The organism is Flavivirga sp. 57AJ16 (assembly GCF_028736925.1).
Lineage (GTDB): Bacteria > Bacteroidota > Bacteroidia > Flavobacteriales > Flavobacteriaceae > Flavivirga.
In genome coordinates, this window is record NZ_JAQZAT010000003.1 from 66,619 (window position 1) to 92,773 (window position 26,155).

Consider the following 26,155-nt stretch of genomic DNA (forward strand, 5'->3'; position numbering starts at 1 on the left):
GCAAAGATACTAAATTGCTAAGGTGTAGAAGCAAAAGAGACCGTCTAAAAAATATTAGAAACTAAAAGTTGCGCATCAAGCACTTCGGCTCCACTCAGTATAAACTAAAACTGAAGGTTCTTAAAAATCAAGATATTAAAAAGTTTTCGACTACATCGGAACAGATATCTAAGTGCTTTTCAGACAACCTCTTAAATATATTTATTTCTTAAAAAATCATATTTCCCTATGGCTATCCCAAGCTTCCAGGTAATCTTTTACTGCTTTTACAAATTGTCCTCCAAGTGCACCATTAACAACGCGATGGTCGTATGAATGTGACAAGAACATTTTATAACGAATCCCTATAAAATCGCCTTCTGGGGTTTCGATAACCGCGGGCACTTTTCTAATAGCTCCAAGTGCCAAAATACCAACTTGTGGCTGATTGATTATTGGTGTTCCCATAATACTACCAAAGGTTCCTACATTGGTTACGGTATAAGTACCGTCTTGAATATCGTCTGGTTTTAATTTATTCAATCGTGCCCTGTTTGCCAAATCATTAACCTGCTTCGTCATTCCAACTAAATTAAGTTGGTCTGCATTTTTTATAACTGGCACTATTAAATTACCATCAGGTAAAGCTGCTGCCATACCTAAATTGATATTTTTCTTTTTAACAATAGTATCGCCTTGAAGCGAGATATTCATCATCGAGAAATCACGAAGCGCTTTAGCAATGGCTTCCATAAAAATGGGTGTAAAGGTTAGATTCTCCCCTTCGCGTTTCATAAATCCATCTTTAACTTTCTTTCTCCAATTCCATATGGCAGTAACATCGGCTTCAATAAAACTTTGCACATGTGCAGATGTCTGTACAGACTCGACCATATGATGTGCAATAATTTTGCCCATCCTGGTCATTTCCATAATTTCATCTTCTCCATTAGAAACTACTGGAGCTGTCGTTGCTTTTGGTCTCTCTACAGATTTAGATGGAGCAACAGGGGTTTCGATATTTTGTACAACGGGTTCCTGTGTAGCACCGCCCCTACCTTCTATATAACCTAGAATATCATTTTTAGTAACGCGTCCATCTTTTCCGCTACCAGAAATCGCCTCTAATTCCTGTTGGCTAACACCTTCTTGTTTTGCTATATTTTTAACAAGTGGTGAATAAAAACGCTCTCCATTCGAAACTATGGGGGCAACCGTTTCTTTAGTTACTGCAATGGTTTCCATCACTTGTTCAGCAACCTCTTCTTGGTCCTGCCCTTCCGCTTCTTCACTAGAAGAAACAGATTCTGATTCATCATCGCCTTCTATTTCAATAACAGCAATAACCTGACCTACTTGAACAACATCATCTACATTAAAAAACTTCTCAACTAAAACACCATCTACCTCACTTGGCACCTCACTATCTACTTTATCTGTTGCTATTTCTAAAACAGGTTCATCCATTTCAATAGTATCACCAACTTCCTTTAACCAAGATGTTATGGTTGCCTCTGCAACACTTTCGCCCATTTTCGGTAATTTAAGCTCGAACTTTGCCATATTAATAATGTAATGCTTATTTTTTAAATTTCGTTTGCAAAATTAATAAAAAATCATTAATTTTTTTAAATTATTTACAACAAACTACTATAGACTGATCACCTCTCCTCTAGATATTGCATCATCACTTCCCAATACAAAATTAGAATTTTTAGGCAATATTTTAAAAGTAATCGCTTGGTCTTTATTATCCTCGATCATTTTGATAATGCTTTTGTAGCTATAACTATTCGCATCAAAAATAATTTCAGCTTTTTTTTCAACGCTATCCAATTTCTGCTTGAAAATGACCGTCTTTGGTAAAATTGTTTTCAATTTTTCATTGGCTACATCAGAAATAAAAATATACTGACTGGTTTTTTTCTGCCGTTTGACCGGTATTTCCCGAAAGACATATACCAAACGAATACCCAACCAAACCAACATATCAAATAATATATTTTTCGTAAAATGCTTCTTATAAAAAATCTGCATAGCGCCATAAAAACGGCGTGCATAAAACTTATCTTTTAATGTACTCTCTCCTTTAAAATGGATAATACTGGACGCTCCATAATAATAATTATTATAACCAGCTTTTAAAACTCTATAAGATAAATCGATGTCTTCGCCATACATGAAGTAGTCTTCATCAAACCCTCCAATAGCATTATAAACGTCGCGCTTTAAAAGCATGAAGGCGCCAACTAAAATGTCTACCTTTCCCAACGCATTCGCTTGCAGGTCATTTGCATAATAATCTTTAGAGTTTCCATAAATCTTTTTAACAGCTACTTTCACGTAAGGAATATTACGCTTACTTTCAGGCAAAAACACACCTGCCCCATTAATTAATTTGCAGCCAACAATACCTAATTTTTCTTTTTTTTCTGAAAAATTTAAAAGTTTGGAAAATGTGTCTTCAGCAACAACCGTATCTGGATTTAGAATACAAATGTACTCCCCTTTAGCTTGTAAAACGCCCATATTATTACCTTTAGAAAAACCAAAATTTGTTTTATTTTCTATAAGTTTAATACCCGGAAACAATGTTCTTACCATTTGGCAACTATCATCTTCTGAATTATTATCAACCACAATAATTTCCGCATCGATCTCTAAGGTAGCTGCTTGTACGCTTTTTAAACAGAGCTCTAAAAAGTAACGAACATTATAATTTAATATAACAATTGAGAGTTTCAAATACCTATCATAACTTTAATGAACTTTCAAATGGAATTCTATTTACAATACTTCTTCCCAAAGTAATTTCATCTGCATATTCCAATTCATCACCAACAGAGATCCCTCTAGCGATGGTGGATGTGAAAATTTGATATTCTTGAATTTGTTTATAAATATAAAAATTAGTGGTGTCCCCCTCCATAGTTGAGCTTAACGCAAAAATAAGTTCGCTTATTGTGCCTTCTTTAACTTTTTTTACTAAAGACTCGATATTCAAGTCATGAGGGCCAATACCATCCATAGGAGAAATTTTACCTCCCAAAACATGATATAACCCTTTAAATGAGCTTGTATTCTCTATCGCCATAACATCTTTAATATCCTCGACAATACAAATAATACTTTCATTTCTATTAGGATTGGCACATATTTCACAGAGATCCTGGTCGCTTATGTTATGGCACGATTTACAGAACTTAACTTCGTTACGCATAGCCAATAAAGCCTCAGAAAGCATTATGGTCTGCTCTTTTGGCTGTCTTAGCATATGTAATACCAAGCGTAAAGCTGTCCGTTTACCAATACCTGGCAACTGAGACATCTCGTTTACCGCACGCTCTAAAAGTTTCGAAGAAAATTCCATTTGCGCGAATTTACTATTTAGACCTGAAATTCGCTAATTTTCAACGACTCTTTTAAATTACATACACTTCATTTGGAATTTGAGTTTTAATATTTGTAATTTCAACACTTAAAATTTATTCAATGTCTGCAACACAAATCATGCTACTTATAGCAGCTTATTTTGGAGTACTTATCCTTATATCGTATTTAACTGGCAAAGAAGATTCTAATGAAACCTTCTTTAAGGCCAAAAGGCAATCCCCTTGGTTTGTTGTTGCTTTTGGAATGATAGGTGCGTCACTTTCTGGCGTCACATTTATTTCTGTTCCAGGTTGGGTTGAAGCTTCTCAATTTAGTTATATGCAGGTTGTTTTTGGATATTTAGCCGGCTATTTTGTTATAGCCTATGTATTGCTTCCTATATATTACAAACTCAACGTTACTTCAATATATCAATATTTAGAAAATCGCTTTGGCCTGGTTAGTTATAAAACAGGTGCTTTTTTCTTTTTTATATCAAGAGTTCTAGGAGCTTCTTTTCGATTATATCTGGTCGCTATTGTATTGCAAAAGTTTGTTTTTGATGCCTATGGGTTTCCATTTTGGGGGACTGTAACCATTTCAATCTTATTAATATGGTTATATACTTATAAAGGCGGTATTAAAACTATTGTTTGGACAGACACCTTACAAACCCTGTTCATGCTCATTGCCGTGATTATAGCCATCATTTTAATCACCGATAAATTAGGTTGGAGTTTTTCAGATTTTTTGGCTTCCGATGCATTGAATACCTATAATAAAACTTTTTTCACAGAGTCCTTTTTAGTAAAAAGCCATCTTGTAAAGTCCTTTCTTGGAGGGATGTTTATCGCTATTTGTATGACAGGTTTAGATCAGGATATGATGCAAAAGAACTTAACCTGTAAAACACTTAAAGACGCACAAAAAAACATGGTTTCTTTTAGTTTGGTCTTAGTTGTTGTTAATTTTATTTTCTTGCTACTTGGAGCCCTTCTATTTATTTATGCAGATAAATTTAATATAGCAACCCCTATGCTAGACGGTAAGATAAAAACGGATTTACTGTTCCCGGAAATAGCATTGAATGGGGGCTTGAGCACCTCGTTGGCAGTGGTATTTTTATTAGGTCTAATTGCAGCTGCTTACAGTAGTGCCGATAGCGCCTTAACATCATTAACAACATCTTTTTGTGTAGATTTTTTAGGAATAGAAAAAATTGATGAATCGAAACAAAAAGGATTACGAAAGCGCATCCATATTTTGATGAGTATCATTCTTATTTTTGTTATCGTAGCTTTTAAATACATTTTAGACAGCAACGTTATTGATAATCTTTTAAAGGTTGCAGGTTATACCTATGGCCCCTTACTTGGGTTATTTGCTTTTGGGATTTTTACCAAATTTAAAATTATCGATAAATACGTTTGGCTTGTAACATTAATATCCGTAATACTGTCCTATTTAATTGGAAAAATTCCTGCGGAACAAATTGGAGGCTATGTTATTGGTTACGAACTTCTCATAATTAATGGGTTGATCACGTTTCTGGGACTAATATTGATTCGTAGCAAGCAAAACTAAGGTGCAAGCTGCTTCAAAAGGGATCTTGTTTTCTTTTAAAATTTTATAAAACTCAGGATTTTCGGTTCCCGGATTAAAAATAACACGTTTCGGTTTTAACAACACCACATAATCGTAATAATCTTCCTGTCTCTTAGGGCTCAGATATAATGTGACTGTATGCAAATTTCTATATGGTAGCAACTCATTATCAATCTCTATACCCGAAATGGTCCCTTTTTTCAGACCAAAAGCAACCACCTCAAGCCCATTGGCAACCAATCTTTGTATGGCATAATTGGAATACCTATTTTGTTTTAAAGATGCGCCAAGCACTAGTGTTTTCTTTTTCATATGTTAAAAAAATGTTAAGATAAAAAAATATAGTAACAGAAATCGAACAAAGGCGTCTACTTATTAAATAGCCTGAGTTCTATTTAAAATAAATTCATTTTAAGGATAAACTCACTAATATTGTTGCTTGCCACCTTGTACCTTTCGACTTTAGTTTATCCTGAACGAAGTCGAAAGACCCAACCTGACATTACAACATAACATGACGGTTTTTATATAAATACAATCATTATCAAATCGAACCCAGGTTAAATATATCATCAATCAAAAAATCAAATTAACAATGTACAAACTATTTTTAGTTTGTGTTTTATTGTGTACAATATCAACACAAGCACATACAACGGATCCTGAAAAAAATGCCGATAAAACCGGCACCATATCCGGAAAAGTATTAGACGCTAAATTAAACCAACCCTTACCTTACGTCAACATCATTATTAAAAATACCAAAGGTAAAATCTTAACTGGAGGCATCTCTTTAGATGATGGTACTTTTAAAATTGAAAAAGTAACGGAAGGAGATGTCGTTATAAGTATTCAATATATAGGATACAAAACATATAACAAAGAAATTACTATAGGTAAAGGCAACTACAGAGTAAACTTAGGAAACATCTTGCTAGAAGAGGAAACAGAAGGCTTAGATGCTGTTACCGTTATAGCAGAAGTATCTTCTATTCAACAAAAGGTAGACAGGAAAGTAATAACTATTGGAAAAGATTTGGCTGCCACAGGAACTGCATCAGAGTTAATGGTTGGCATTCCATCTGTAAGTGTGGATGCTCAAACTGGAGATGTCAGTCTTAGGGGAAACCAAAACGTAAGAGTTATGGTAGATGGTAAATTATCTAATATCCCAACCTCCCAATTATTAAAACAAATTCCCTCAACGGCCATAAAATCCATAGAATTAATTACAAACCCTTCTGCAAAGTATAATCCTGAGGGCATGAGCGGTATTATTAATATTATTTTACACAAAAACACGATGGTAGGCTTTAATGGCGATATAAGTACGACACTATCTCATGAAGAAGAAGCAAAATTTAATAGCGCAATCAATTTAAATTATCGCACGGGCAAGTTTAATATATATACTAATTATAGTAATAACATTGCCAAAGGTATTAATAACGGCCATGTATTTAGGCCTGAGAACGATTCAGAGCAATTTTTTGAGTTCTTAACAAATAATAAATCACATTTATTTAAAGTCGGTATAGATATTTATATCAATGATAAAAACACGATTTCTTTATTCACTAATCAAAATGTTGCCAAGAACATTACCACAAGTAGTACTCAGGCCATTTTTAATAACAATAATGCCTTTAACCAAAGCCAAAGACTTATCGGTGATGACAAGAATAACACCTCTCAATATAATTTAGATTATAAGTTAGATTTTAAAAAAGAAGGGCATAATATCGAGCTAGAAGTCGATCATAATATCTATGATGGGAAAAACCCCATTGATTACATGGTCTTTTTAGGAAATCAACCTGATTACCAAGACTTCAATGAAACAGATAGAATAAGTACGACTGTTAATTTGGATTATGTAAATCCTTTATCTGATACTTCAAAATTGGAACTTGGGCTTCAAGCCAGATTATTCAACACGGATATTGATTTTGCTTCAACCGGGGAATCATATAATAATTCTGGTACCTTGGAGCCAACACCCAGTACAGTATTTGATTACACAAGAGATATTTATTCTGCCTATGCCACTTTTAGCAAAAAATTTGATAAATGGACTTACCAAGTAGGGGTACGTGCAGAAAGCGTTAATGTGGATGCCTTAGCTTTACAAACAGATGTAACCTCTAGTACCACAACACCTATTGCCTTTAATAATGATTATTTTGAAGTGTACCCTTCTGCCTTCCTTACTTATACGCCTTCAGAAAAAAATTCTTATCAGCTAAGTTATAGTCGTCGTGTAGATCGTCCAGGCATTGGTCAAGTAAACCCTATAAAAGAATGGAGCACGCCCCTTATTTCTTCATTTGGTAACCAATCCTTAGAGCCTCAGTTTACAAATTCTTTAGAATTAAATTACACAAGAAATTTAAAAGATCGTAAAGGGAGCATTACTGCAGGTGTATTTTATCGTGCTATTTCTGATGAAATCAATAGAGCTTTGTTTATTGACAGAAGTGATGTTAGTTCTGGTAGAATTATTTTAACTCACGATAACTTTGACGATACTTCTGCCTACGGTATAGAAGTGTCATCAAACTATCGTCCTACAAAATGGTGGAATATTAATGGTAGTTTTGATTTCTATTCCCAAACTCAAAAAGGTATTGCAGAGAGCCTGAATGCACCTATTGAAACAGCAACTGTAGATAACATTGTAACAGATATCGATGAAGTTGATAATGTCGCTTGGAACTTGAAAATGTTCAATAGCTTTAAAGCTAGTAAAAAAATAAGCTTAACGGCATTTGCTTTTTACAAAGGGCAGAATCAAAATATACAATTTAATATAGACCCCATGTTTTTTATCAACCTTGGTGCCAGAGTAAGCTTTGCTCAAGGAAAAGGTTCATTTAACTTAAATTTTAACGATGTATTTAATACCATGCATTTCTCTGGAGAAGGCTCCAAGCCTTATCAACAAGAGATTTTCTTTAACTGGGAAAGCCATACAGTTTCTGCCGGTTTATCCTATCGATTTGGTGGTGGAAAACACCGTGCAAAATCTCGTAAACGTCGCGATAAAAATGAAAAATCCGGAAGTGGAGGTTTCCTTTAAAAACATTTAATTGTCTTGCACTATAGTTGATGGTTAATATGTATGCAAGATTATTAAATAAGAACTCCCAAAGCAAATGCTTTGGGGGTTTGTTTTTCAATACTTTTCTTTTTTGTTTTTATTATCCCGATGTACAAAAAGTTTTTTTATAAAAAAAGCCAAGATGGGCTTTAGGTCTTTACTTTTCTACGGTTTTATAGCTACTAAGTCGAAATAAAATGGCATAGAATATTTAGAAATAAAAAATTGAAGTTCAAGGTAAAAAACGCAGGCATAGCTTAGTTACGGCGAGTATTTTTAACGAAGAAATTCGGTTTTTTACATTGATTTAGCTATACTATAGCCGCATCTGAAATTTCAACACGTTTTTGATTAAAAACTAAAAGTCGAGACGGGTTCAAATTCTACAAAAAAATATTTTTTAATAAATATTAATTTTTTATACAATAAATAAAAAAAACCAACGTTAGACGTATTATACAATCTAGCCAACAACGAAGAATATAATTATTTAGAGTTAGTCGTCTATTTACACAAAAAATTCGTGACAAAAGATTTGTATTATTAAAAAACTCGTAATTTTTATTTCGAGTTTTTTCTTTAAAATGGTTTAAACTTTTACAACTTGGCTAAAAAATGGTTGTTTTGTTCCCCGTATTTTAATTTCATCTTTTTTATTGTCCCTAGCCCTTGCTATGCGACTCAAAAAAGCTTTCATCTGGGCACAAATCCATCAATTTTCGTTTCTATCCAATACGTTAAAAAATGTTAAATATTAAAAACCCACACAATATTATAAGACTTTATCCGTCTAATACATATGATTCTTCACATTAGTGTTAGAGGTTGATTAATAGCTAGAAAAACCCGAAACTATTTAGGTTTCGGGTTTTTCGTACTTATGCTTTATTCATCCAAGAGCTCCAGATAAGTTACCATTTAATAATAGCACTAGCCCAGGTAAATCCGCTTCCAAAAGCAGCTAGCACGACGTGATCTCCAGCCTTTATTTTTCCTTCTTCCCAAGCTTCGGTCAAAGCGATAATAACGGATGCCGCTGTCGTATTACCATATTTCATAATATTATTAAATACCTGATCGTCTCTTAAAGCAAACTTCTTCTGGATAAATTGAGCTATTCGTAAATTGGCCTGATGCGGAATGAGCAAATCTATATCTTCCTTTTGTAAACCATTTTTCAAGAGGCCTTCCATGATCACTTCACTAAAGCGTACAACGGCATGCTTAAAAACAAAAGTGCCATCCATGTACGGAAAATAAGATATATCTTCCTCTTTAGACGCTAAAATCTCAGGTACCCAGTGCGCAATACTTGGTGAGGTAACCGTTAATTTATCGGCATATTTTCCTTCGCTATGTAAATGGGTAGACAAAATGCCTTTAGTATTATCTTCTTCTCTGGATAACAAACAAGCGCCTGCGCCATCACCAAAAATAACCGACACGCCTCGTCCTCTAGTAGTTTTATCTAACCCGTTACTATGATACTCTGCTCCTATAACAAGAATATTTTTGTACATACCAGTTTTAATAAATTGATCGGCAACAGATATGGCATATACAAATCCAGAACATTGATTTCTTACATCCAAGGCTCCCACGGTAGGCATGTCCAACATATCTTGTATTTGTACCCCACAACCAGGAAAATAATAATCTGGGCTTAAAGTGGCAAATACAATAAAATCAATGTCATCCTTTGTTAGCCCCGAACGTTCAATAGCAATTCTGGCTGCCTTTGCACCCATAATTGCAGAGGTGTCCTCTGTCCCTTTTTTAATCCACCTACGTTCCTTTATCCCTGTACGTTCTTGAATCCATGCATCATTAGTATCCATCAATTTAGACAAATCATCATTCGTCACGATGTTATCTGGAAGGTACTTTCCCAAACCTATTATTTTCGAATTATACATAATATCTTTTCTTAAAGCAATACAAAGTACAACAACTACCACTAAATTTCAAATCTCAAATCACATATTCCAAAATGCCAGAATAAATAAAAATTCCAAATTTAAAAAGTTAACCTAATTATTAGGGACTGTCGGTCTCAGTTTTTGGGTTTTGAAAATTCCTTTTTAGAAAAAGTTGTGTCAGTTTGTCACATTTTAAGTCTTGGTACTTTTTTTGACTAATGCATAAAGACATTAAATAAATATAAACAGTTTTCCGCCTACACGGAAAAGAAAAAATAACAATTCATTATGACAAAAGGAAATATTAATGTTTCGGTAGAGAATATCTTTCCTCTCATTAAAAAATTCTTGTACAGTGATCACGAAATCTTTTTACGTGAGCTAATTAGCAATGCTACAGATGCCACTCTAAAACTAAAGCATTTAACAAATGTTGGCGACGCTAAGGTTGAATATGGTAACCCACAAATTGAAGTTAAGATCGATAAAGATGGTAAAAAACTTCACATTATAGATCAAGGTTTAGGGATGACCGCTGATGAAGTTGAAAAATATATCAACCAGGTAGCATTTTCCGGTGCCGAAGAGTTTTTAGACAAATACAAGGATTCTGCTAAGGATTCTGGAATTATCGGGCATTTTGGTCTTGGTTTCTATTCTGCTTTTATGGTTGCTGAAAAAGTTGAGATTATCACAAAGTCTTATCAAGATGCTCCTGCAGCACATTGGACATGTGATGGCAGTCCAGAATTTACCCTTGAAGCTTCAGACAAAACAGATAGAGGTACAGAAATCATTCTACATATTGCAGAGGATTCTACAGAGTTTTTAGAAGAAGGACGTATTAAAGGCCTTCTTGAAAAGTACAACAAGTTTATGCCTATTCCAATTAAATTTGGAACTAAAGAGGTAAACGATCCAGACTTTACACCTAAAACCACAAAAGATAAAGACGGTAAAGAAACAACCGAACCCCATAAAAAAATAACTGTTGACAACATCATCAACAATCCTAACCCAGCATGGACCAAACAGCCAGCAGATTTAGAGGATCAAGATTATAAGGACTTTTACCGTGAATTGTATCCTATGCAATTTGAAGAGCCTTTATTCAACATTCACCTAAATGTAGATTATCCGTTCAATTTAACGGGAATTTTATACTTCCCCAAAATGTCTAACGACATGCAAATCCAGAAGGATAAAATTCAATTATATCAAAATCAGGTTTTTGTAACCGATAATGTTGAAGGTATTGTTCCTGAGTTTTTAACAATGCTTCGTGGTGTTATTGATTCTCCGGACATCCCGTTAAATGTATCGCGTTCTTATTTACAGGCCGATGGTGCTGTAAAAAAGATTTCGTCTTACATCACCAGAAAAGTAGCCGATAAGTTAAAATCACTGTTTAACAATAGTCGTGAAGATTTTGAAACGAAATGGGACGATATTAAAATCGTGATTGAATACGGTATGCTTTCCGAAGAAAAATTCTTTGAAAAAGCAGATGCTTTTGCATTGTATCCAACCGTTGATGGTACTTATTATACCTACGAAGAGCTATTCAATAAAATTAAAGCAAAACAAACCGATAAAGACGATAAATTAGTGATTCTTTACGCTTCAGATAAAGATGCACAGCACAGTTATATTGAATCTGCAAAAGCGAAAGGTTACGAAGTATTGTTGTTAGACTCTCCTATCGTATCGCATTTAATACAAAAACTGGAATCTACCAAAGAAAACATCACGTTTGCACGTGTTGATGGGGACCATATTGATAATTTAATCAAGAAAGAAGAAACCACCATTTCTAAATTAGATGAGGATCAGAAAAAGACTTTAGATGAGTTGTTAAAAGAAGTAATTCCTTCTGAAAAATTTATGGTACAACTAGAAGCTATGGATAGCGATGCCTCGCCGTTTATTATTACGCAACCGGAATTTATGCGTCGCATGAAAGAAATGCAAGCTACAGGTGGCGGTGGTATGTTTGGTATGGGTAACATGCCAGAAATGTACAATTTGATAGTTAACACCAACTCTGCATTGGTTGGCGAGATTTTAAACACCAAAACCAAAAAGAAACAAGAGCGTTTAATCAATCAAAGTTTAGATTTGGCACGTTTATCCCAAGGGCTTTTAAAAGGGGAAGCGTTAACGAACTTCATTAAGCGTAGTTACGAGATGATAAAATAAATTCCTGCGACCTGTGCTGAACTCGTTTCAGTAAGGCAGGAATTTCATGAGGTTATCTTAATCTCATAAAATTACTTTAAATTAATATAGATTTTAAAACCACTTTGTGAAAGCAGGGTGGTTTTTTGTTTAACACACATGTTAACTTTATAAAAATTCTCAAACCCGATCGCGCGGATTTGCACCTAAAATCCGTGCCCACTCCCCGATAGCGCGGATTTGCAATCCGTGCCCACTCACCACTTACCCCTAACCCCCCCGATAGCGCGGATTTGCAACGTGTCCACTTACCCCTAAAAAATATGCAACATAACAACATCAAGTTCACTATCTAAACTAGCATAATTCCTTGCTGAGCTAAAAACATAATCCTCTCGATCGCGCGGATTTGCAATCCGTGCCCACTCCCCTTAAAAAATATGCAACATAACAACATCTAGTTCACTATCTAAACTAGCATAATTCCTTGCTGAGCTAAAAACATAATCTTCCAGACCCGATCGCGCGGATTTGCAATCCGTGCCCACTCCCCCTTAAAAAATATGCAACATAACAACATCAAGTTCACTATCTAAACTAGCATAATTCCTTGCTGAGCTAAAAACATAATCCTCTCGATCGCGCGGATTTGCAATCCGTGCCCACTCCCTTAAAAAATATGCAACATAACAACATCAAGTTCACTATCTAAACTAGCATAATTCCTTGCTGAGCTAAAAACATAATCCTCTCGATCGCGCGGATTTGCAATCCGTGCCCACCCCCCCTTAAAAAATATGCAACATAACAACATCTAGTTCACTATCTAAACTGGCATAATTTCTTGCTGAGCTAAAAACATAATCTTCCGGATTCGAAACAATCTTATCCTTTACAGGATTGTTATGAATATAATCCAACTTCTGTTTTATAAATTTATTTGACGAGCATATTTCTGCATGGTAGCCATCTTGCCAGACCTTAAATTGCTGACTTCGCTTTAAATGTTCGCATGCCTTTTTGAAGTAATCCAACATCCATTCCCTTCTACTTTCTGGGTAATTGGCAATGGTGTCTACGATTTTTTTGGAAGTGAATTTCTTAAAATCCCGCATAATATTCGATAGCAAGAAACCTTCCTTTGCTTTGCAAAGCATATGGATATGGCTGGGCATTATACAATAGGCATAGAGTTCCAGACCTTTATACTTTTGGCAATACCTAATAGCATCTGTAATAACAAATTTTTGTTTTAATCTGGTAAACACATCTACCCAACCTACTGTAGTTATGGTTATAAAATAACCTGTGTCGGTCATTGTTGCTTTGTACTTTGTAGACATTCTCTGTTTTTTCTACAAAGTATAAAATTGTGAGCACATATAGTAGGGCACGGATTACAACCTTAAATCCGCGCTATCGGGTCTGCGCTCAGCATAAACTAAAGTCGAAATGCTAATAAAAACTAGAACTCCAATTGGTCTTCGACTTTAGCCTGTCTTGAGCGCCCGCCTGCCGGACGGGCAGAAAGACGAAAGGCTCTGACTGACATTACGGCCTTAACTTAATGATATTGACCTAGTGTGAGCAATAAAAAACCTTCTTTCATACCCAAAAATCCAGTGTAAAAATCACTCGATTATAAAATGGAATTAATAATTTAGTTTTTTATACAAAACCTGTTATTCATGGAAGAACTCACCTTAACAACTCCCGCTCTATTATTTTCGGCAATATCTTTAATCATGCTAGCTTACACCAATAGGTTTTTAGCTTATGCAGCTATAATACGGAACTTGCACGATAAATATCAAAAGGAAAAAGATTCTGTTTTAATAGCACAAATTAAAAATATAAAACACCGCTTATATTTAACCCGCTCTATGCAAATTTTTGGTATTACCAGTTTGCTATTTTGTGTACTCACTATGTTCTTAATTTACATACAACAGCATACTATTGCAGTTTGGGTATTTGGTTTAGCACTTATTTTATTAATACTTTCCTTAGCTTTTTTAATTTGGGAAATTCAAATTTCAGTTAAAGCTTTAGAGCATCATATTAATGATATTGAAAATAAATAAGCTAATTTTATTTACCCGCTAACATCCATCCATTTGGTGAAACAATAAAAAGTAAGCATTAACGGTTTTAAAGCTAATCTTGGTTAAAGACACCATTTTTAAACCTGCCGAAAAAGTATTCGACGCAACCATCGAACCCGAAAATTACTGGTTTTGAAAATCAGTGAATCGAAACTTATTCCCTATATAAAATCGTATACAAACACACTAGACACACCCGCAAATCAACTCACAAAAAAATTTTTTTAAACAAAAAAACACCCCTGACACACTATGACACAACCCCGTATAACTTTGCATATAAGTTTAACAATTAAATTAAAAAAATGAAAAATGCAATTAACTGGTTTGAAATTCCAGTAAAAGATTATGAGAGAGCCAAACAGTTTTACGTTACTGTTATTGGGACAGAAATTATTGACCACCCTATGCCAGAAGACCATATAAAGTATGGTGTCTTTGCTTACGATATGGAAAACAAAGGTGTTGGGGGTGCTATTATCCAGGGAAAAGGACAAAACCCAACAGCAGATGGTGCGACTATCTATTTAAATGGTGGAGACGACTTAAGTACGCCTCTTTCTAGAGTAGAGCCTAATGGTGGTAAAATACTCATGCCCAAAACAGATATCGACGAAAATGGGTTCATTGCTCAGTTCTTAGATACCGAAGGTAATCGAGTAGCATTACATTCTATGATGTAATACTAAACAGATCGCGAAAGTGGTATAAAATTTATTCAATCTAAAACAAATGCTGGTTATTAATTGAATTTATCATACTTTTCTTTTTAAAATAGAAAGTAAAAAGAAACGTTTTATCATAATAAACTCAATTCGTAAATGGTGTAAAGATAGTGGATTGCCAAGCGGTTCACTATCTTTGTTATTATGCCTCAATTATCAAGACTCATATCAATTCTAACCCTGTTAAAATCTAAACGCCTTTTAACAGCCAATGAACTTGCTAAAAAGTTTGAAGTGAGCGTAAGAACCATTTACAGAGACATTAGAAAACTGGAAGAAGCCGGTGTTCCAGTTACCACTATTGAAGGCAGGGGCTATTCCTTAATGGACGGCTACTCTGTTGCCCCCGTACAATTTACCGAGAAACAAGCCAACGCTTTAATCACGGCAGAACAATTAATAAATCAATCAAAAGACGCTTCATTTGTTGAAGATTTTAATGAAGCCCTGACCAAGATTAAATCTGTTTTCAGGACTTCTGTTCAGGAAAAAAGTGAATTATTACAAAGTAAAATTCATATTTTCAACCCCACTTACGAGAATATTTCCAGCAATGCCCTATCAGAAATACAACTAGCTATTACTAATTTTAATTATACGGAAATTAATTACTGTAAAGTAAACGAGACCCATGTTTCCTTTAGAAAAATAGAACCCTACGCCATATATTCTATCCAACACAAATGGATCCTTATTGCCTGGTGCCACTTACGACAAGATTATCGTGCTTTTAGGATAGACAGGATACAACATTTTAAAATTCTACAAGAAAAGTTTGAAGATCGAAAATTTGACCTTCAAGCTTATTTTCAGTCATGTCCCTACAATCAAAAATAAAATGTATGTTTAATATAATACCAATTAACAAATAAAATAACTGAATGTCCGTAATCATGCATAATGATATTTTGGTCATTCAGAACGAAGTGAAGAATCTGTTGATAATCAATGAGATCCCTCGTTGCCTCGGGATGACAAAATCAATATGTTTTTAGGTTTATGACATATTGCGGTCAATCAAAATATATAAAATAATCCTAATAATTCATTTTATGTTATTTTTACTTTAAAACAAAACACTTACATGAAAGTCCTTTCTACCAACATCGCCAAACCAACGACCATTATTTGGAACGGAAAAGAGCAAATGACAGGTATCTATAAAAAGCCAATAAGCAAACCTATTTACTTAGGAAAAGAAGGCGTAAAAGATGATGAAGTATCAGATAAAAAAGTACATGGTGGCATATTTAAGGCATGTTATATATTCTCTGAAGCGCATTACGCTTATTGGAAAAATCGGTATCCAAATTTAGATTGGGACTATGGCATGTTTGGAGAAAACCTCACTGTTTCGGGGTTAAACGAAAAAGAAATTTATATAGGCGATATTTATGAGGTCGGAGATGCTTTAGTACAAGTTACACAGCCCCGTGAACCTTGTTTTAAATTCGGTATTAAATTTGGAAACCAAAACGTGTTAAAAGAATTTATAGAATACGGTTTCCCAGGGACTTATGTGCGTGTTTTAAAAGAAGGATTCGTAAAAACCGGTGACACTTTTAAGCTTATTGAGCCAGCAAAAAATAGGGTAACCACGTGGCAGCTTTTTGATTTATTATTTTCAAAAAACAAAAATGAAGCCTTAATTAAGTTAGCTATAGCCAATGAAGCTTTACCATTAAGAAAACGAGAGAAAATAAAAAAACTCATAAAATAGCAGCGTTGGATTTTGATGTATCTTTGTGGCATAAAATTTAAACATGTCATTTAAAGACTTACAATTAAACAAGCCTATTTTAAGAGCTATTGCAGAAACTGGTTATGAAGAACCAACGCTTGTTCAAGAAAAAACAATCCCTTTAGTTTTAGATAAAAAAGATATTATTGTCTCTGCTCAAACAGGCACAGGGAAAACGGCTTCTTTTGCTTTACCTATTTTACAGTTGTTGTTTGATAGGCAAGATGCCTCAAAAAAAGGAAAAAAAATCCGTGCTTTAATTATAAGCCCAACTCGCGAGTTAGCTATACAAATTGGAGAAAACTTTAAAAACTATAGTACTTATACTAATTTAAGAAGCACTGTAGTTTATGGAGGTACTTCTATCGAACCTCAAATAGATATCCTTAAAAAAGGGGTAGATATATTAATTGCAACGCCTGGCCGTTTACTCGACTTACACAAACAAGACATTGCAAATCTAGACTATGTAGAAACCTTAGTATTAGATGAAGCCGATTTAATGCTGGATATGGGTTTTATTGATGATGTAAAAAAAATTGAACGTCTTTGCACCAAAGAAAAACAAATTTTATTATTCTCTGCTACCATACCTTATAAAGTAGAACAATTAGCGAATACCATTTTAAAAGCACCAGAACGTATTGAAGTAGCTCCAAACGCTTCAACTTCAAAAAATGTTAATCAGGTTCTTTATTATGTACCAAAACGCAACAAAATTGAATTGTGTCTGCACTTGCTAAGAAACACTATAAAAGGGAGCATCCTTATTTTTAGACGGACGAAGTTTGGGGTTGAAAAATTAGAACAAACATTATTAAAAAATGGTTATAAGGTCGATAGCATTCACGGGGATAAAAATCAGAATTTAAGACAAGAAGCCTTAAAAAATTTCAAATCAAACAACGTTAATATTTTAATTGCGACCGATGTTGCTGCACGTGGTATTGACATTCATAGTTTAGATGCTGTTATAAATTTCGATTTACCCAACATACCAGAAACCTATGTGCATAGAATAGGGCGAACAGCCAGGGCCGGAAATACAGGTACCTCTTACTCATTTTGTTCTGCAGACGAGAAAAATTATGTAAAAACAATTCAGCAGCTTATTCAGGTTCAAATAGACGTTATTGAAGACCACCCCTACCCTTTAGACCCAAAAGCAAAGCCAATTATCCACAAATCTAAAAAAACAGGTAGCAAGTATAAAAAGGGCCGTAAAAGCGAAGCTTCCAAAAAGAAAAAGAAACGTTGGTACTAATTTGTCTAAAATTCTGTTATATAATATATACCTTTCGCAAAAATAAGGTCAAAACAGTTCTGTTATAAAATGTGATATAAAGAACTCATTTAAACTTTTAGAATTATAGCGGAAATCAGTCATTTTTCATATAGATAAAGTCTTTTTTCGCTACGGTATTCGAAAAAGGCGAAATATAGATGAAAAATGGGCGATTCCTGCCTGACGGCGAGGCAGGTTTTAGCCAATTGATAAACTTTAAATGAGTTAAAAGATAGCTTGAATTAGTTTTTGCTAGTTCTAAGCATAAAAATCAATCATGCACAGCCATTGCCTATCATTTATACCAAAACCCTACCAGCTGGCAGGAAGCCGAGCACCTGTTTTATAATGCTGGGACAGTGAAGATAAATGAATTATTATGTCATATTTTATAATAGAAATGGTATAAAGTTGACTTTATAATTTTATGAAGATATCTCTCAATTAAGATAAATGAATTTTACAAACCCATTAGTTTACGGTATTCCTTGCTTTTTAGGGCTTATTTTAGTCGAACTTACCTATAGCAAAACACACAAGAAGCATCAAGATCTATACAAGTGGAAAGATTTGATGTCGAGTCTAACCATGGGCATTGGATCCGTAGTTTTAGCGCCCCTAATCAAAACTGTTTCTGCTATTATAATTTTTAATTATTTATATGAATTGTGCAACCCAATAATTGATGGTGTACGCACAAATATTATGGGTTGGCAATCTTTTGGCTACACCTGGCCCATTTGGTTGATTTGTCAATTTTTAGATGATTTCACATATTATTGGTTCCATAGACAAAATCATATGGTACGCTTTTTATGGGCTGCACATATAGTGCATCATTCTTCTGAAAATTTTAATCTGGGAACCGCTGTTCGTAATGGATGGTTTACCATCCTCTACAAACCCCTATTTTATATGTGGTTACCAGCTATTGGCTTCCCTCCAGAAATGGTCATCGTTTGCTTAGGGGTAGAAGCTCTTTGGCAATTTCAATTGCATACTGCATATATTCCAAAAATGGGGATTATCGAAAAAGTATTTAATACCCACACCATGCATCAAGTGCATCATGCCAAAAACTTAGAGTATATGGATAAAAATCATGGTGGGTTTTTAAATATATTTGATAAATTATTTGGTACATGGAAAGAATTAGATGATGATATTGATATCGCCTATGGCGTTACCAAACCACCAAATTCCCATAACCCTTTGATTATACTAACCCATGAATACAAAGATATTTGGAATGACATGAAAAAAACCTCCAATTTATATTATAAGTTTATGTATGCCTTTGGACCTCCAGGATGGAGTCATGATGGAAGTACATTAACAATCAAACAAATGAGAAAGCAACAAAAGCTGGAAAAGCAAGCTACAAAAAATGAACTAATTCCTTCTACGACTTAAATTATGAGTACTATTCAAAAAATCATAGATCAGTTAGAATTACAAGCACACCCCGAAGGTGGTTATTTTAAAGAAGTTTATAGAAGCGAAGGGACTATTAACAAAGAAAACCTTGGGGAAGACTTTTCTGGACAACGAAACTACGCTACGTCCATTTACTTTCTTTTAACGTCTGAATCTTTTTCTGCGTTCCATAGAATCAAGCAAGATGAAATTTGGCATTTTTATAAAGGGGCCCCTATAAAACTTCATATAATTTCTAATGTCGGCATCTATTCTAATGTTATTATAGGAAATGATATAGAAAAAAAACAAAACCCCCAATTTGTAGTAAAAGCCAAAGATTGGTTCGCTGCAGAAGTTCTTGATAAAAACTCATATACTTTAGTAGGATGTACGGTCTCTCCCGGTTTCGATTTTAATGACTTTGAACTTCCTAAAAGAGACATGCTAATTTCGAAGTTTCCAGAACATAAAGATTTAATTACCGCTTTTACAAGATTTTAATTCTGTAGTCTCCGGTTAAAATGATTCTTTAAAAAAAACACCTGTACACATAACATCAACCCAAAAAGTACGATTGCATAAGTAAGCGTATTTGGTACCGAAAACCCTGATATTAAATTTACTACTTTATTATTAGATAACAAGCTCAAATCTAAAGAGCCAAACCAGCTTATTGATTTTTCCTGAATACCAAAAAACATGCATGCCATTAGAGTTAAAAATACTACCGAAATAACAACCCATCCTGTTTTAGATATTAAAGGTTTATATACCGTCATACTACGATGCTCCTTAACTTGGGACATTACCGAAGCAGTAAAATTAAAAGACGGACTCTCTAAATGAGCATCTTTAATTACTTTTTTAGTTATGTTATCTAAATATTTATCTGCGTTCTCGTTCATAATGTCCAATTATTTCTGGCCCTAATCGCTTTCTTAAAATAGTTGCCAACTTTTTTCTACTTCTAAACAATTTAACTTTCACATTATTGGGTGTTAAGTCCATCGTTTTGGAAATCTCTTCTAAAGACTGATCTTCGTAATAATATAAAGTTAGCAAAAAACTATCATCATTTGGCAATAAAGTTATACATTCTTGAATAGATTGTTCTCGTTCTTTATGCTCTAAATGATCCAAAGCATCATCAATCATTTTTACTTGATGCTCTGTAAACTCATCAATGGCTACATCATTAAAATATTTTTTGTTCTTTTTTAACCTATCCAAACTCGTATTATAGGCAATTTTATAAATCCAAGTCGAAAACTTAGAATCGCCTTTAAACTTATTTAACGATTTATATGCTTTTATAAAGGTATCCTGAGCTACTTCTTCGGCTTCTTCCCTATTCTTAAGCATACGCAGTGTTAAAGTAAATACCAAATTCTTGTAACGTTCCACCAATACTTCAAAAGCATTCGTGTCGCCATCAATAATTAGATTGATATAATGTTGGTCGTTGGTGGTCATTTTAAGGTAAGACGGCTATATACCTTTTAAGGTTACACTAGGCACCCATTTAAATTTTTATAATGGGCAAAAATGGTTCTTTTGCCCCCTCTTTTGTCTTTATATCAGTTCCGTGGCGATGCTATGCAATAAATAAAAACCTTCAATCGGGCACAAAATGTCTAATTTTCGCTATACCCCTAAAAGTTTAAGCCCATTCCATAATAAAATATTTTTAAAAAAGTGTAACCCAAATTAAGAACACGTCGTCATAAGTTATGAACAGTTTAAAATTAATCAATTAAAAACAAACAATTATGGGATCAGAGTTAATTATAGTACCAATTATATTTGGTGCAATCTTCGGAGTATTTTATTTATATTTTTCGACACGTAACAAAGAGCGTTTAGCACTTATAGAAAAAGGAGCAGATGCTGCTATTTTTGTTAAAGGGAAAAGTAAAAGTTATACAGCCCCTATTTGGAAAGTATTAATATTAAACCTATCCCTATTGTTAATGGGAATAGGCCTAGGGACATTCATTGCTTCTGTTCTAGAGCAATATACAACCATAGAAGAAGCCCCTTTATATGTAGGTAGTATTTTCTTAATGGCCGGTACTGGTTTATTTTTAGGTTTTAATATGACAAAAAACCTGGATAAAGAATAGTATTATAAATTCATCAATCAAAAAATCAAGAGGCTATCTAAAAAGCACTTGAACATCTGTTCGAGCACAGTCGAGAACTTTTCAATACCTTTTTGGGCAGTCTCTTTTTATTTAATGGGGAAATCAAAATAAGTCTTAGGATAAGGCTCTCCTCGTAATGTAAAATGCCACCATTCTTTAGGGTAGTTCCTAAAACCATGTTTAAGCATAATAGTTTGTAGTAATTGCCTATTGGCCTTCTGTTTATTGGTAATCTTTTCATAATTGACCCAAGATTGCGGTCCAAAAAAATCGTAAGGACTTCCCATATCCAAGACTTTGCCCGTATTGGCATCAATGATGGTTAAATCTATTGTGCTCCCCCTACTATGCCCAGATCTAGAAGCTATATATTGTTCTTTAAACAAATATTTCTTTTTTATATCGGGGTAAAACAGGTGCTTAGTTATGGTATCGTTTAAATCTTTAGCCCAAATAATAAAATGATTTACAGCTCGTTGCGGCCTGTAGCCATCATAAACTTTTAAGCACAAATTCTGTTCTTGCAACTCTTCATGTACCAATTTTAACCTATCTGCTGTTTCTTTTGTCAATATGAGTTTATTAGATTCGTAACCTTCAATTGGTTTTCCTACAAAATTATTTGAAGTATAATATCTCAATTCCACATCCAAATCTGGAATAATATCATGAACATATACAAACCCTTCTTCTAATTGCCCAAAAGAAAAAGCATAATAGAACATGATTAAAAGTGTAAAAAATCTTCTCATAATTTAAGCTATAAGCTAATGTAAATAAATTATCGATGTATTAAAAATTGAGCACAAAAAAACCGAGTTCCCTCAAACTCGGTTTTCCTTCAATTTGCTTTTTTTATTATGAAGCTAGATTTAGGGTCTCTATATCATACCACATAATGCAAATATTAATTAATTAATCCATTGAACTAAAAAGTGTGTTATTTAGTACACTTCAAAAGTAAAATTTATAATTCATTCCAAGCGACAAAACACTAATAAAATCGATTAAATGCACTAAATTTTAACATTTAAAGATGAAAATATTATAAATAACGACGAAATACACACCTTAATCTTCAAACATTAATATAAGAACAGGTCTTATGAAATAAAAAAAGCATCCTAAAAAGGATGCTTTTTTACTAACTAACTAACTAACCAAAAATATGAATTACATTTGAAGTTTAAAGTAACCACTCAATAAACTTTTAATTAAATATAATTATTTCATATACATCAACATCCGTGCCAAACTCAAATAAATTCTTTTTAAATTTTAAATATATTGTATTTTTTTACTTTTAAACTTATTTTATGGATAATCAACCTCTTTTTACCAATGACACCATTACTTTTGGATTACTAATGCTTATGCTAGCATTGGTTTTTTACACTTCTTCAATTAAAAAAGGGTTTTGGGCTAAATTTTATAACATAGTACCTGCACTCTTAATGTGCTATTTACTTCCAGCTGTTTTAAATTCACTAGGGCTCATTTCACCAAATGCATCAAAAGTCTACAACATTTCCAAAGACTATTTATTACCAGCGGCATTGGTTTTAATGACACTAAGTTTAGACTTAAAATCTGTATTCAACTTAGGTCCCAAAGCATTAATAATGTTTATTACAGGAACTATAGGAATTGTTATTGGTGGGCCAATTGCTATACTTTTAGTGTCCATAGTAAGCCCTGAAACTGTTGGAGGTGCTGGCCCTGATGCTGTCTGGCGTGGACTTTCTACTTTAGCAGGAAGCTGGATTGGCGGTGGCGCAAATCAAACAGCCATGTATGAAATATTTAAATATAATCCAGAAAAATATGGCGCTATGATTCTTGTGGATATTGTTGTAGCTCAAATATGGATGGCCGTTTTACTATTTGGGATAGGACAAAAAGATAAAATAGACAAATGGCTTAAAGCCGATAACACCGCTATTGAAAAACTGAAGCAAAAAGTTATTAGTTATGAAAAAAGCGTTTCCAAAACGCCTAATCTAACAGATTATATGATTATGTTTGGAATTGCTTTTACTATAGTTGCAATAGCTCACTTTGGATCAAATAAAATTTCTACTTTCTTAACTACTAATTTTGAGGTTTTTAATGATAAAACATCTGCCTTAGCTTCTTTTACCTCTACTTTCTTTTGGATGATTACCATTGCAACCGTTATAGGAATTATTTTATCGTTTACAAAAGCAAAAAAATACGAAGGAGCTGGAGCTAGCAAATTAGGAAGTGTCTTTATTTACGTTTTAGTTGCAAGTATTGGTATGAAAATGGATATAGGATCTATCTTTGAAAACCCTGGATTACTAATAGTAGGACTTATTTGGATGGCCATACACGTACTTCTACTCATTATTATTGCAAAAATTATTAAAGCCCCCTATTTCTTTTTAGCTGTTGGCAGTAAAGCAAATGTCGGTGGAGCTGCATCTGCGCCCGTTGTTGCTGCGGCCTTTCATCCATCATTGGCAACAGTTGGGGTATTACTAGCTGTTGTGGGATATGCCATTGGTACATTTTCTGCCTTGCTCTGTGCGACTCTAATGGAATTAGCTTCAGTTGCTGGTTAGTTTTAAATAATATTTTTAGATATTTGCGCTCTCAAATTAATTTTAAAATGAAAAGATTCTCATTCTTAATTTTTGTTTTTTTAATAATCTCCTGTAATGAAAAACAGCATGATTTAACAGTTAAAGGAACTATTAAAGATTTAAAAAAAGGAACTATTTACCTTAAAAAAATTAAAGATACAGTTTTAGTAACTGTCGATTCTTTAGTTGTAAATGGTAATCCTCAATTCGAGTTGCATTCTAATTTAGAATCCCCAGAAATATTCTTTCTGGATCTAGACAAAAATAGTTTAGAGAAAGATAGAATTACTTTTTTTGCAGATAAAGGCATCACAGAGATCAATACCACGTTAAAAAACTTTGTTTTTGATGCAAAAATTAACGGTTCCGCTCAACAAAAAACGTTAGAAAAATACAAAGCTATGATATCTAAAATGAACAATAGAAATTTGGATATCATAAAGGAGCATTTTGAAGCTCAAAAAAACAAAGACACAGCAAAAATCAACACGCTTAAAAAAGAGTCGGATAATGTATTAAAAAGAAAATACCTATATACCGTAAATTTTGCATTAAATAACAAGGATAGCGAAGTAGCTCCTTATCTTGCCCTTTCAGAAGTTTATAACGCCAGAGTTCATTTATTAGATACTATAAATAATAGCTTAACACCAAAAGTTAAAAATTCTAAGTATGGCAAAGAACTACAATTGTTTATTGATAAAATAAAAGCTTCTGGAAAACAAAATTGAAACAACTCAAATAAAGGTGTCAAACCTGAGATCCCGCTGAAAAAAAGGGGTTAGCCTGCCACGACTAAGATGTGCCCTACCATCTATTTTGAATACATGGCTTCGCAACTTTTCCCACGCAATAAGCGGGTACTAATAAAACACAGCCATTTTTCACATAGTCAAAAAATAAAATATTAGTTTTTGGTGAATATTAAGAACATAAAAATACCATAAGCTACCACTAAAAAGAACCCTTTTCTTCTACTTATTTGCAATTTCCTTGGCAAAAAGATTATTGGTATTAAAATAAAGCTAAAGCCCAACATCCAAAAAATATCATGAGACAATATTTGAGGTTCGGTAATCCCAATAGGTTTTATCATGGCCGTTAAACCTAAAACCGATGTTATATTAAAAATGTTAGATCCTATTAAGTTTCCTAACGAAATGGCTTTTTCTTGCTTGGCAGCCGCAATAACAGATGCTGCTAATTCTGGCACACTAGTACCTATGGCGATTAAAGATACCCCAATTACAGCTTCGCTAACCCCAACAGAACGAGCAATTTCTTTCGACCCTTCTACTAACCATTCGCTTCCAAAATATAAAGCTACCGCTCCAATAGCTAACCAAATAAATATTTTAAAACTCGAAACGACCGCTAAAGCTTCATCGACCTCCTCTATATTTGTGTCTTTCCTTCCTTTTTTAATCAATATATATAAAAAGATAACAAGACCAATAAATAAAATGCCACCTTCTATAGCCGTAAGGACATGATCATTTTTAAGAAAATAATATAGAGCTATTGAGAAAATCATCATAACTGGCCAATTAAGCTTGTAAAATGACTTATCGACCACTATAACACCAATCATAGCAGTAACACCTAGCACCAAACCGATATTGGCAATATTAGAGCCTACTACATTATTAATGGCTATAGCTGGCGATCCTGATAATGCAGCTTGCAAACTTACTAATAGTTCTGGTGCTGAAGTAGCAAAAGATACTACCGTCATACCAATGACCATTTTAGAGATACTAAACTTAAATGATAATGCGACCGACGAACGTACTAGAAACTCACCTCCTATTACCAACAATGCAAAACCAAGGACCACCCAAAGTATACTCATAAAAATATTTTTTTGCGAAGATAGTATAAATGAAAAGTTGAAAGGATAAAAGTGATTTTTTTTAGTTGAAAACTTAAAATTTAGTTAAATAACTATATTTTTAGTTTTATAACTATAAAAATAGT

Annotated in this window: 23 protein-coding genes; 13 read left to right on the forward strand and 10 right to left on the reverse strand. The window is 33.7% G+C overall.

Annotation, left to right across the window (positions count from 1 at the left end; translation table 11 throughout):
* Positions 1-216: 216 nt before the first annotated feature.
* From PQO00_RS04275 to recR, 3 genes are all read right to left on the reverse strand, one after another.
* On the reverse strand, positions 217-1,542 hold the full coding sequence (locus PQO00_RS04275; RefSeq protein ID WP_274183594.1) for a dihydrolipoamide acetyltransferase family protein: 1,326 nt from the start codon (positions 1,540-1,542) through the stop codon (positions 217-219).
* An 87-nt stretch (positions 1,543-1,629) separates the two neighbouring features.
* Positions 1,630-2,724, reverse strand: coding sequence for a glycosyltransferase family 2 protein (locus tag PQO00_RS04280; protein WP_274183595.1), 1,095 nt, complete (start codon positions 2,722-2,724; stop codon positions 1,630-1,632).
* 7 nt (positions 2,725-2,731) lie between these two features.
* Entirely contained in the window at positions 2,732-3,349 is a 618-nt protein-coding gene (gene recR / locus PQO00_RS04285) for a recombination mediator RecR (RefSeq protein WP_274183596.1), read from the reverse strand.
* A gap of 122 nt (positions 3,350-3,471) precedes the next feature.
* Here recR and PQO00_RS04290 point away from each other — a divergent pair, with 122 nt between their 5' ends.
* On the forward strand, positions 3,472-4,935 hold the full coding sequence (locus PQO00_RS04290) for a sodium:solute symporter (RefSeq protein WP_274183597.1): 1,464 nt from the start codon (positions 3,472-3,474) through the stop codon (positions 4,933-4,935).
* Here PQO00_RS04290 and PQO00_RS04295 read toward each other — a convergent pair.
* Entirely contained in the window at positions 4,906-5,268 is a 363-nt protein-coding gene (locus PQO00_RS04295; RefSeq protein WP_274183598.1) for a CoA-binding protein, read from the reverse strand. The two genes, PQO00_RS04290 and PQO00_RS04295, sit on opposite strands and share 30 nt — an antisense overlap.
* Before the next feature lie 283 nt (positions 5,269-5,551).
* Between PQO00_RS04295 and PQO00_RS04300 the strand changes: the two genes are divergently transcribed.
* Positions 5,552-8,035 (forward strand): outer membrane beta-barrel family protein, encoded by a 2,484-nt coding sequence (locus PQO00_RS04300; protein WP_274183599.1) that lies wholly within the window; start codon positions 5,552-5,554, stop codon positions 8,033-8,035.
* A gap of 932 nt (positions 8,036-8,967) precedes the next feature.
* Here PQO00_RS04300 and PQO00_RS04305 read toward each other — a convergent pair.
* Positions 8,968-9,972, reverse strand: coding sequence for a 3-oxoacyl-ACP synthase III family protein (locus PQO00_RS04305; protein WP_274183600.1), 1,005 nt, complete (start codon positions 9,970-9,972; stop codon positions 8,968-8,970).
* A 291-nt stretch (positions 9,973-10,263) separates the two neighbouring features.
* Between PQO00_RS04305 and htpG the strand changes: the two genes are divergently transcribed.
* Positions 10,264-12,174 (forward strand): molecular chaperone HtpG, encoded by a 1,911-nt coding sequence (htpG, locus tag PQO00_RS04310; protein WP_274183601.1) that lies wholly within the window; start codon positions 10,264-10,266, stop codon positions 12,172-12,174.
* Positions 12,175-12,941: 767 nt separating this feature from the next.
* On the opposite strand, the gene PQO00_RS04315 is transcribed toward htpG, so the two are convergent.
* The gene (locus PQO00_RS04315) at positions 12,942-13,496 is read right to left on the reverse strand and encodes a transposase (protein WP_274183602.1); all 555 of its coding nucleotides are present in this window, start codon (positions 13,494-13,496) and stop codon (positions 12,942-12,944) included.
* A 345-nt stretch (positions 13,497-13,841) separates the two neighbouring features.
* On the opposite strand from PQO00_RS04315, the gene PQO00_RS04320 reads away from it, so the two are divergent.
* From PQO00_RS04320 to PQO00_RS04350, 7 genes are all read left to right on the forward strand, one after another.
* Positions 13,842-14,237 (forward strand): DUF2721 domain-containing protein, encoded by a 396-nt coding sequence (locus tag PQO00_RS04320; protein WP_274183603.1) that lies wholly within the window; start codon positions 13,842-13,844, stop codon positions 14,235-14,237.
* Positions 14,238-14,563: 326 nt separating this feature from the next.
* The gene (locus PQO00_RS04325) at positions 14,564-14,941 is read left to right on the forward strand and encodes a VOC family protein (protein WP_274183604.1); all 378 of its coding nucleotides are present in this window, start codon (positions 14,564-14,566) and stop codon (positions 14,939-14,941) included.
* Between the two features lie 186 nt (positions 14,942-15,127).
* Entirely contained in the window at positions 15,128-15,820 is a 693-nt protein-coding gene (locus PQO00_RS04330; protein WP_274183605.1) for a YafY family protein, read from the forward strand.
* A gap of 247 nt (positions 15,821-16,067) precedes the next feature.
* The gene (locus PQO00_RS04335; RefSeq protein ID WP_274183606.1) at positions 16,068-16,703 is read left to right on the forward strand and encodes an MOSC domain-containing protein; all 636 of its coding nucleotides are present in this window, start codon (positions 16,068-16,070) and stop codon (positions 16,701-16,703) included.
* 43 nt (positions 16,704-16,746) lie between these two features.
* Entirely contained in the window at positions 16,747-17,988 is a 1,242-nt protein-coding gene (locus PQO00_RS04340; protein WP_274183607.1) for a DEAD/DEAH box helicase, read from the forward strand.
* Between the two features lie 474 nt (positions 17,989-18,462).
* Positions 18,463-19,422 (forward strand): sterol desaturase family protein, encoded by a 960-nt coding sequence (locus PQO00_RS04345; protein ID WP_274183608.1) that lies wholly within the window; start codon positions 18,463-18,465, stop codon positions 19,420-19,422.
* Between the two features lie 3 nt (positions 19,423-19,425).
* Positions 19,426-19,929, forward strand: coding sequence for a cupin domain-containing protein (locus tag PQO00_RS04350; RefSeq protein WP_274183609.1), 504 nt, complete (start codon positions 19,426-19,428; stop codon positions 19,927-19,929).
* Here PQO00_RS04350 and PQO00_RS04355 read toward each other — a convergent pair.
* Entirely contained in the window at positions 19,926-20,333 is a 408-nt protein-coding gene (locus PQO00_RS04355) for a hypothetical protein (protein WP_274183610.1), read from the reverse strand. The genes PQO00_RS04350 and PQO00_RS04355 overlap by 4 nt on opposite strands.
* The gene (locus PQO00_RS04360) at positions 20,314-20,901 is read right to left on the reverse strand and encodes an RNA polymerase sigma factor (protein WP_274183611.1); all 588 of its coding nucleotides are present in this window, start codon (positions 20,899-20,901) and stop codon (positions 20,314-20,316) included. Before PQO00_RS04360 ends, PQO00_RS04355 begins: the two co-directional genes overlap by 20 nt.
* Before the next feature lie 296 nt (positions 20,902-21,197).
* Between PQO00_RS04360 and PQO00_RS04365 the strand changes: the two genes are divergently transcribed.
* On the forward strand, positions 21,198-21,551 hold the full coding sequence (locus PQO00_RS04365; RefSeq protein WP_274183612.1) for a DUF6249 domain-containing protein: 354 nt from the start codon (positions 21,198-21,200) through the stop codon (positions 21,549-21,551).
* Positions 21,552-21,658: 107 nt separating this feature from the next.
* Here the strand turns inward: PQO00_RS04365 and PQO00_RS04370 are convergent, their stop codons facing one another.
* Positions 21,659-22,324 carry a M15 family metallopeptidase gene (locus PQO00_RS04370; protein WP_274183613.1) on the reverse strand — a complete coding sequence of 222 codons (666 nt, stop codon included), beginning with the start codon at positions 22,322-22,324 and terminating at the stop codon, positions 21,659-21,661.
* A gap of 564 nt (positions 22,325-22,888) precedes the next feature.
* On the opposite strand from PQO00_RS04370, the gene PQO00_RS04375 reads away from it, so the two are divergent.
* Together PQO00_RS04375 and PQO00_RS04380 are read left to right on the forward strand one after the other, a co-directional pair.
* Entirely contained in the window at positions 22,889-24,157 is a 1,269-nt protein-coding gene (locus tag PQO00_RS04375) for a DUF819 domain-containing protein (RefSeq protein WP_274183614.1), read from the forward strand.
* 47 nt (positions 24,158-24,204) lie between these two features.
* Positions 24,205-24,909, forward strand: coding sequence for a DUF4369 domain-containing protein (locus PQO00_RS04380; RefSeq protein ID WP_274183615.1), 705 nt, complete (start codon positions 24,205-24,207; stop codon positions 24,907-24,909).
* 176 nt (positions 24,910-25,085) lie between these two features.
* Here PQO00_RS04380 and PQO00_RS04385 read toward each other — a convergent pair whose 3' ends face one another.
* Complete coding sequence (locus PQO00_RS04385) at positions 25,086-26,030, reverse strand: calcium/sodium antiporter (RefSeq protein ID WP_274183616.1); 945 nt, start codon at positions 26,028-26,030, stop codon at positions 25,086-25,088.
* Between the last annotated feature and the right edge of the window lie 125 nt (positions 26,031-26,155).